Source organism: Kocuria sp. HSID17590, from assembly GCF_003989485.1.
In the GTDB taxonomy this organism is placed as follows: domain Bacteria; phylum Actinomycetota; class Actinomycetes; order Actinomycetales; family Micrococcaceae; genus Kocuria; species Kocuria salsicia.
On the sequence record NZ_RBMB01000068.1, the window covers coordinates 1 to 2,538 of the forward strand.

The 2,538-nt window shown below is 60.2% G+C and carries 2 protein-coding genes; one reads left to right on the plus strand and one right to left on the minus strand.

Going from position 1 to position 2,538, the window contains the following annotated elements; translation table 11 throughout:
- Positions 1–982: 982 nt before the first annotated feature.
- The gene (locus D8M39_RS12410) at positions 983–1,627 is read left to right on the plus strand and encodes a hypothetical protein (RefSeq protein WP_362860648.1); all 645 of its coding nucleotides are present in this window, start codon (positions 983–985) and stop codon (positions 1,625–1,627) included.
- Between the two features lie 106 nt (positions 1,628–1,733).
- On the opposite strand, the gene D8M39_RS12415 is transcribed toward D8M39_RS12410, so the two are convergent.
- Positions 1,734–2,312, minus strand: a complete 579-nt coding sequence (locus D8M39_RS12415; RefSeq protein ID WP_126875119.1) for a recombinase family protein — start codon at positions 2,310–2,312, stop codon at positions 1,734–1,736.
- Between the last annotated feature and the right edge of the window lie 226 nt (positions 2,313–2,538).

The following is a 2,538-nucleotide window of genomic DNA, read 5'->3' on the forward strand; positions in this document are numbered from 1 at the left end:
GCGTGGGTCATGAACGGGCTCTTCCAGGCAGGTGGGTGGTGTAGGAACTTCCATCCTGTGGCGAGGAGCCCGTTCCTCATCTCATCGCCACACCCGTGCCAAGAACCTCATGCCCCACAACACCTAGGGCACGTCCCGCCCGACGCACCGGTAGTCGCCCTGAGGACGACGCCGCCGCACCACCACTCCCCCGCACGCGAGGAAAGGGCCTTGACGCCCGCACGCGACCACGCCCCTGGTTCACCGGTCCCCCGGCCACGTGACGGGCCGGAGGACCGGGCAGGGTGATGCCTTAGATACTCCCGGTGCGCACCTTCGTGAGGAAGGGTGGGGTGGGGAGCGTCTAAGCCATCTTGAACACGTGCGGATCAGCCCGGTCGGTCGATCGGTCGCATCGGTTGACCACCTCATGGGTGGTTGAAGAAGGCCCACGGCATTACTCGTGGACAGTGGCGGCATGTGCGCACAGCTCCGGTACTCGCCTCGTGGCAGGGCTGCTGTCCACGAGCGGCACTGTAGGGCTTGGCACTCCTTCGCTGCCCAGGTCTTACGATCCCTGGTGACGGCCCCCGGCTGTGCGCTCGGCAAGAGAACCGGTTCTAACCCGGGGAGCACCGCGTGTGAGGCGGCTGGTGATGTTGATGCGGGGCCGCGTCTCAGGCCCCACCCAGGTCTTCCATCGCTGGGCGCTCCATTGCACCTGTTGGCGCAGGCGCTAGAATGGACTCACGGTTTGAATACACCTTCAGGATAGGCCCCGTTGGCGCGGGGCCTTCCGCATGTCTAGGGCGTGTCGCCCTCAAGGTTCGTCGCAGGCCTAGTCCAGGAGGATCTACCTTCTGGCTGCTACCCCACAGTATGGCCGGAACCACTAAAAGATGGGACAATCTCTCCCATGAAAATTGGCGTGTACGTGGACGGTTACAACCTCTACTACGGGGGCCGTGGTATTTGTGGTCGGGGCACCCCAGGGTGGCGATGGATGGATATCAGATCCATGATGCATCAGGTTGTGTCCACACACTCAAATTGGCAGGGGCCGTTTGATTTAAGGGTGGTTTACTGCACCGCCCGTATTAAGGGGCGGGGAAATTCATCCGGTCAGCGCGACCAAGATGTTTATTTGAGAGCTTTGAAGACGCACGGCGCTGTAGACGTAATCGAATATGGAACCTATGTCGAAAGAATTGCTTATAGTCCTCTCGCTATCCCAGATAAGGGTAGACGGCCAATATTAGCTCAAGCGGACTGGCCGGTAGTCATCAAGGACTCTAAGGGTTCCGATGTTCCTGGAGCTACTTTTATGGCCTCTGTGTCGCGTAGAGAGGAAAAGGGCAGTGACGTAAACGTAGCTACCCATCTTCTTATCGATGTCCTGGAAAAGAACATCGATGCAGCCGTGGTGGTGAGTAATGACAGTGACCTAAAAAAGCCGATTGAAGTTTCTCGTACACATGTTCCAGTAGGTCTAGTAAACCCCACGAAAAGCTACCCCGCCGGTGCGCTCAACGGCTCCCCTACCGTGGGCGTTGGGGAGCACTGGTGGTACCAGCTGACCCCTGCCGACTTCACTTCGGCTCAGATGCCTTCCCCGGTGAAGCACCTGGTGAAGCCTCCTGGCTGGTGACACGCAAGCGAGCCCTCATGCTGATGGCATGAATAAACCCGGTCCCTGAGGGACCGGGCGGTATGTGTACAACTATACACACTGTAGAAGACTCAACGCTACTCATCTACAGATGCTTCTGGAGCCTTCGATACAGGGTGGCCCGGGACATCCCGAGGTCACGGGCTACCTGGGCCGCAGGTTGGCCCGCTTCGATCAGGCGGCGGGCGCTGCGGATCTGGGAGTCCGTGAACTGCTGGCGGCGACCTCCAAGATCCCCACCGGCAGCACGACGCTTAGCGATCGAGTCAGTGACCCGCTCCCGCTTAATCTCTAGCTCCATCTCGGCCAGGGCGGCCATCACGGTGAACACCATCGACCCCATCGGGGTCGAAGTGTCCACATCTCCCCCGCCGAGGTTGAGCACCCGCAATCCCACACCGCGCTCCCGAAGATCCTGAGCCAGCTCGAGCATGGTCTGCGTGGAGCGACCCAGCCTGTCCAAGGTTGTCACCACCAAGGTGTCCCCCTCATGGAGAGCCCCTACAGCCTGATCAAAGCTTGGGCGAGACGCCCGGGCACCCGAAACCCCGTGATCCACATAGAGATCATCCCGACGCACCCCCGCATCTAGTAGGTCTGTCACCTGCCGGTCCATGTCTTGGCCCCTCGTGGAGACCCGCGCATAACCAATCAGCTTCCCCATGCTTCACAACCACCTTCTGCGTGTCTCACAACCAACCACCAGCACCCCGTCCGGGGACCCCAGTTGAAAGACAAAGATACGAGACAGGTCAGAGCTCGGATGGGCTGACCCCGTTTGGTAGGTCCGGTGGTTGTGTGAGTCGTCCTGTTGCCCGGGGGTCCGGGCAGTGAGACTGGTCAGATCATGACGAACAGCAGGAAGCGTCACACCTCGGAGCAGGTCGTCC

Excerpts from the sequence above, each read along its gene's own strand:
- D8M39_RS12415 (WP_126875119.1), bottom strand. The coding sequence starts at position 2,312 with ATGGGGAAGCTGATTGGTTATGCGCGGGTCTCCACGAGGGGCCAAGAC.
- D8M39_RS12410 (WP_362860648.1), top strand. The coding sequence starts at position 983 with ATGGATATCAGATCCATGATGCATCAGGTTGTGTCCACACACTCAAAT.